Source organism: Microcystis sp. CS-574 (assembly GCF_028329095.1).
GTDB lineage: Bacteria > Cyanobacteriota > Cyanobacteriia > Cyanobacteriales > Microcystaceae > Microcystis > Microcystis ichthyoblabe_A.
The window spans coordinates 1-5,675 of sequence record NZ_JAQMSY010000246.1; the positions used below are offsets into that span (position 1 = coordinate 1).

Below are 5,675 nucleotides of genomic sequence, written 5' to 3' on the forward strand. Positions count from 1 at the left end.
TGACGGTTTCTGGGGGAAGATTGAGCAAATCAAAGAAACTTTCGGGAAAAGTCTCAAAGAGACGATAGAAAATACTGTCCGTTTTCACTCAATTTTGTCCCTCAATGACTTGTGGTACTTGTTCAATCTCTAAGTCTAAAGTTTGGGTATAGGAAAGCCAGCAGATAGCATTTTTAGGGCAATTTGTCGAGATTTCTCTTCTTTGCCCTTTTCCTCTCCTTCCTCTCAAATATCTCGATTTAGAGGATTTTTTCTAAACCGTAAACGAGGGATTGCAGCTGAGTAACTTTGCGGATAGAAAGGAGAACCCCCGGCATATAACAGGAGCGATCGCTGGTATCATGACGAAGGGTATAGATTTCTCCGGGGGAACCGAAAATGACTTCTTGGTGGGCAATTAAACCGGGTAAACGGACGCTATGAATACGGATGTTCTCGGCAGTTAAACCGCCTCTAGCGCCGGGGATGGTTTCTTTTTCGGAAACTTGAGCAGGATTAAAGATTTTACCCAATTCTGCCAGTAATTCGGCGGTTTTAATCGCTGTGCCACTGGGTGCGTCTGCTTTTTGATTGTGATGCAGTTCGATAATTTCTACATGATCAAAGTAGCGAGATGCTTGCACGGCAGCCTGTTGTAGTAAAACCATGCCAATGGAAAAATTGGGGATAACTAAACAGCCGGTGCTGGCTTTTTCGGCAAATTCGGCTAAATCTTGCAGTTGTGCCGCCGATAATCCCGTAGTTCCCACCACCGGACGCACTCCATAGGCGATCGCACTGCGGGTATTGTCATAAACACCGTCGGGATGGGTAAAATCCACCATCACCCCCTGCACTTTTTCCTGAGTTGCCAGGACTAAAACACTCTGTAAATCGTCGAGAATCGGCACTTCTAGGGGTTCACAACCGGCCACTTCTCCCACATCCTGACCTCGAAAAGCTGGATTTCGATCCACTGCACCCACTAGGATCATATCGTCGGCACGAGCAACGGCTTTAATGACTTCCCGTCCCATTTTGCCGGCTGCACCGTTGACAACCACGGGAATCGGGTTTCTATTTTCGGTCATAGTTAATTATTCTCCTTATGTATGGCGATTATAGATTGTAAATGGGTAATAACGTTTTTTAGGGAAAAAAATCAAGATATAAATACTGCCCTAATACACCAAAAAAAACTTTTTGATGTGTTACCCTTGGTCAACCCACTACTTATAATAAAGCCATTTCTCCCACCACTTCCAAGCGGGTATAACTGCCGATTTTGAGGAATTTTTCCGAGAGAGATTCGGCCACATTGGGAGTAATCCAGCCTAACTGTTTGAGAATTTGCAAAGCGGCGGCATATTTAGCCCGTTTGGAACCATCTAAAGCTTTTATTGCTAATCCTAAACCTTCACCGACGCGCCCAATACATTGAATCCCTTCAGCCCCGGCTTTACTGACGATTTCCCCTTGGCTAACCTGCATTAATTCCGTATCAAAAGCCCCTTCTCCTGCTACCATGCGGGGATGATAGGTCATCGCCCGGACGATTCTTTCTAAGTCTAAACGGTTGCCAGAGGCTAACTGGGCGTAGAGATGGGCCATTTGCCCCAACTGCATTGAATAGGTGGGCGCACCGCAGTCATCGTGGGCGCTGATTAATTCATCTCCCGGCATCCCCAATAATTCGGCAATTTTGCTTAAAATTAGCTTCTGTATCTGACTAGAACGCCGCAGATAGCTATTTAACGGCCAGCCACGCTGTTGACACACTGCTAACATTCCAGCGTGTTTACCAGAACAATTGTACTGAAGGCGACTGCGTTTACCGGACGGGAGGGGACATTGCAGGGCGTTGGGATCGATATCGGCACGCCAGAGAATATTAAAGACTTGACGGGCGTGTTCCACTGTGCCTTGGTGAGAACTACAGATAATGGCTAGATCCTTATCGTTGAGATCGTAGCGTTCGAGGGTGCCGGTACTGATGACAGCCAGTGCTTGAAAAGGTTTTAGGGCCGAACGAATAAAGGCGCTAGTTTCGGCACTGCCGGCGGTGGATAATACCCGGCCGCGGTCATCGCAAATAGCGGCCTCGACATGATGGACCGATTCAATAATACCTTCCCGGAGGAGATGAATTTCTAAGCGGTGGGTTGGTGAACGTTTTACCCTATTCATTCAGATTGGTGATTGGTTGCGGTTAGTGAGTGAAAAATAGCCAGAAAAGACCACTGATAGCGACAATTGCCCCTAAAATCAGGGCGGTTTTTTGTAAACGGCGGAGAATGGGCTGGATTTGATAGGAGACGATTAAACGATCGCGGGTTAAAATAGCGGCGGTTTTTGTCCAGATTTGGCCATCATACCAGCCCGACTCTTCATAAAATACTTTCTCTGATTGTAAGCGGTCATAGACGTAGATCCAGCCTAGATACAAGCGCAATAACACCAATCCTACCAAAATTGTCGAGCCAAAAATCCCCGCGCAGAAGAAGAGAAAAGGGGCTTTTTTAAGGGGAAAACTAGCGGCGGCAATCGGTCCGACAATTAACCATGTCCACAACCATAACCAGACAATTTTTTTTGTATAAGAGGTTACATCTAGCGTTGCCCAACGGAAAAACCAAGATTCTTTTAATTGTTCGTACTCGTTAACCGGTTGCTGTTCTTCCGGGACGGGACAGAAATCAAGGGAGGATTTCATGGATTCTACTCCTCCAAATGGTCGCTAGGTAGAGGAATCCGTTGAGCATGACCCCAAAATGCTTCTAAATTATAAAATTCTCGCTCTTTTGGTAAAAAGATATGGACAATGATATCGCCATAATCCATCAGGATCCAGCTACCCTCGCTTTTTCCTTCCACTTGTCGGGGGGATTGTTGCCATTCTAGTTCCATAGCGGCTTCGATCGCATCCTCGATCGCTCGCACTTGGGTGGTAGAATAGCCGGTAATAATCAGAAAATAATCGGTTAAATAACAGATATCGGCGACTTTCAGGATGGCGATGTCCCCTGCTTTCTTGTCTTCGGCAGCGGTAACAATTGTCTCTAGAAAATTTTCGGTCTTGAGATTTTCGGCGACGGGGGTAATAATTCCAGTGGGATTGGTCATTCAGGTTGTGGTTATCCTTTGGCTGAGGTGGTTGTAAGGGAGTCTTGAGATTATGTTAATCAATGGTTTTAGTTTCCGTTAGTTGTTCTTTAACAATTTGTAACGCCCAGTTGCGGGTTAGCACGGTGCGGGGATGAATGGGACAATGGCTACTTAAAAGATATTTTAGGGAATAATCGCAGGTTTGTTGAACGCTTTTATGGAGATTTTGATAGCTGAGTTGTCGTAGGGCGTTTAATTCGGGTGTATCGCCGCGATTGGGTTCCAAGGCATCGGCAATAAAGACTATACAGCTAAGATCGCTCATATTGGGTTTACCGAGGGTATGATTGCGAATCGCTTCGAGAATTTCCTCATCGGTAACGTTAAATTCTTTTTGGGCGACAATTGCGCTCACGTCGGCGTGGAGCAAGTGGGGATGGGATAAACAGATATTATCCACCTCTATTCCCGCCGATTCTGCCATTTTTAGCAGTTTTTTGGGCTTGAAAAATTTAGCTAGATCGTGTAGTAATCCCGCTTGCCCTGCTTGGACGGGATCGAGATCGTGATGACGAGCTAAATCAATACACATGGTCTCCACACCGAGAATATGTCGCAGACGGTGTTCGTTGACGTTTTCTTTTAACCAGTCGATAACTTGCTGTCGCATCTTTTTTTTGCCCTTGCGGAACCCCAAAACGATTGTAACAATTACTATACAATTTTGCCTATCACTCCTGGGTTCGATCTTTACCAATCATCCTCGCGACTAGCTTCTAAAACTTCTTCTTGCTGCCAATCATCCTGAAAAGGTTGTACCACTTTACCGATCGCATCGGCCACAAAAGACTTAATAAATTCTTCCTTGCGACTGAGTTGAAATTGTCTTTGTACCACTTCCGTCATACCACCGTCACCCCAGTCTTGATCCTGACGGAAATATTCAATAAAACTTTTGCCAGCAATGCGGGTTAAATAGGCGGCACTGACCCCTTGAATTGCCTTACCGACTATATAGGTAGTAAAATTTAATTGTAGGATTCTGGCTAATAATTCTACTGCTCCTTTCACTACTCCCAAACTAACTAGAGTTTTACCCAAAGATACAGCCAATTCCTTGCCTCGATCGCTGTTAATTTCACAGCCATAAACTTGACCAATTTCTCTGACCATTTGAGCATTAACCGCCGCCGTTGCTAACAGATCGAACACTGGTAAGGGAGTCACGGCAATCACTCCCGCACCGATCCACTGATAGCGATCGATAATTTTATCAGCTTGGCGACGACGTTGGCGATCAATAATTTTCCTGGCTTCTTCCCCTAATCTTTGGGATTGTAAGAGGATATTATCCGCCACTAAATCCTCCCCTTCGGCCCGTAAAACTGAAGCTAAACGTTTAATTAAAGCTAAAATATCTGGTTCTGGTGTGATGATTTGTCCACTGGTTAACTGTACTGGTTGGGGATTAGCGGCGACGGCAATAATATCGGCTGAAAGGACAACTCCTTTAAGACGTTCTCGTAATTGTTTTAAAATAATGTCTCGATCTTCGTCGCTATAGAGATCGATTTTATTAAAGACTAAGAGAGAACGTTTACCAATATCAATTAAACGCAATAAAGGGCCGTATTCCGATTGTCGAATATCGTTATCGATGACAAATAAAAGTAAATCTGCTTCCGTGGCTAATTGTCGCGCTAACTGTTCCCTTTGACCTCCAGCTGCACCAATTTCAAGAATGCCGGGAGTGTCGGTAATTTGAATTTCCCGATTCACACCTTTCATTTTTAAACTATAGGTTTCCCCTTTTTCCGTGGTTCCCATGGTTGCCTCCACATTGCCCACCATTTGACCGATGAGGGCGTTAATTAGGGAGGTTTTTCCCGCCGATCCCGTGCCGAAAACAATGATTTTAACTTCTTTTCTGACTAAACTTCGCTCAATTTCTTGGGAACGCTTAATAAAAACCTGTTGGGTTACTTTATCTTGAATTTGCTCCACTTGTTGCCGGATAGCTTTTAAGGTTTCCCCGGCGGCCTCGGTTTTTTCTACTGGTAATTTTAGGGGTGGACGGGAGGAAGAACGCAACCCGCGGCGACTTTTTTGCTGCTGGGGCAGCAGATAAAAATAGTACAAAAGAATGTAGATCAGCAAGCCCAGCAGTCCGATAATCAGTAAAAGCAGAATATTGGCTAGTAGGGGAGCGAGAAAAACGATATCTCTGTAAAGACGATAGATAGAGTTGACTAACCACAACATTAATCCGAAAATAAAGCTCAGACCAATGATTAAAGCGGCAAGACGGGGTAATTTCATCGAAAATTTGGGTCTGAAACCCCGCCGTTTTACGGCGGCTTTACCGTTAAATACTAGCGCATTTAGACGATATATTCTAGAATGTGAGGCATGGAAAAAGCCTATTCGTTTCGATTTTACCCGACACCAGAACAAGAGTCGCTATTGCGGCGCACATTGGGCTGTGTAAGATTAGTTTACAATAAAGCTCTCCACGAACGAACACAAGCATGGTATGAAAGACAAGAAAGAGTAGGATATGCTGAAACTTCTTCAATGCTAACCGATTGGAA

8 protein-coding genes are annotated in these 5,675 nt (G+C 44.8%); 1 reads left to right on the forward strand and 7 read right to left on the reverse strand.

Annotated features, from left to right (window positions below; genetic code table 11):
- From PN470_RS19990 to PN470_RS20020, 7 genes are all read right to left on the reverse strand, one after another.
- The coding region (locus tag PN470_RS19990; protein WP_272104989.1) for a DUF2887 domain-containing protein at window positions 1-88 on the reverse strand (88 nt) is incomplete at its 3' end.
- A 151-nt stretch (window positions 89-239) separates the two neighbouring features.
- Complete coding sequence (gene dapB / locus PN470_RS19995; RefSeq protein ID WP_002739420.1) at window positions 240-1,070, reverse strand: 4-hydroxy-tetrahydrodipicolinate reductase; 831 nt, start codon at window positions 1,068-1,070, stop codon at window positions 240-242.
- 142 nt (window positions 1,071-1,212) lie between these two features.
- Window positions 1,213-2,166, reverse strand: coding sequence for an asparaginase (locus tag PN470_RS20000; RefSeq protein ID WP_002778057.1), 954 nt, complete (start codon window positions 2,164-2,166; stop codon window positions 1,213-1,215).
- 22 nt (window positions 2,167-2,188) lie between these two features.
- Window positions 2,189-2,692, reverse strand: a complete 504-nt coding sequence (locus PN470_RS20005) for a CGLD27 family protein (protein ID WP_271938221.1) — start codon at window positions 2,690-2,692, stop codon at window positions 2,189-2,191.
- Window positions 2,693-2,697: 5 nt separating this feature from the next.
- The gene (gene rsfS, locus PN470_RS20010; RefSeq protein WP_002739249.1) at window positions 2,698-3,102 is read right to left on the reverse strand and encodes a ribosome silencing factor; all 405 of its coding nucleotides are present in this window, start codon (window positions 3,100-3,102) and stop codon (window positions 2,698-2,700) included.
- A 55-nt stretch (window positions 3,103-3,157) separates the two neighbouring features.
- Window positions 3,158-3,754 (reverse strand): bis(5'-nucleosyl)-tetraphosphatase (symmetrical) YqeK, encoded by a 597-nt coding sequence (gene yqeK / locus PN470_RS20015; protein WP_103111788.1) that lies wholly within the window; start codon window positions 3,752-3,754, stop codon window positions 3,158-3,160.
- An 80-nt stretch (window positions 3,755-3,834) separates the two neighbouring features.
- Window positions 3,835-5,403, reverse strand: coding sequence for a YcjF family protein (locus PN470_RS20020; RefSeq protein ID WP_272104987.1), 1,569 nt, complete (start codon window positions 5,401-5,403; stop codon window positions 3,835-3,837).
- A gap of 90 nt (window positions 5,404-5,493) precedes the next feature.
- Between PN470_RS20020 and PN470_RS20025 the strand changes: the two genes are divergently transcribed.
- The coding region (locus PN470_RS20025; protein ID WP_272104988.1) for a helix-turn-helix domain-containing protein at window positions 5,494-5,675 on the forward strand (182 nt) is incomplete at its 3' end.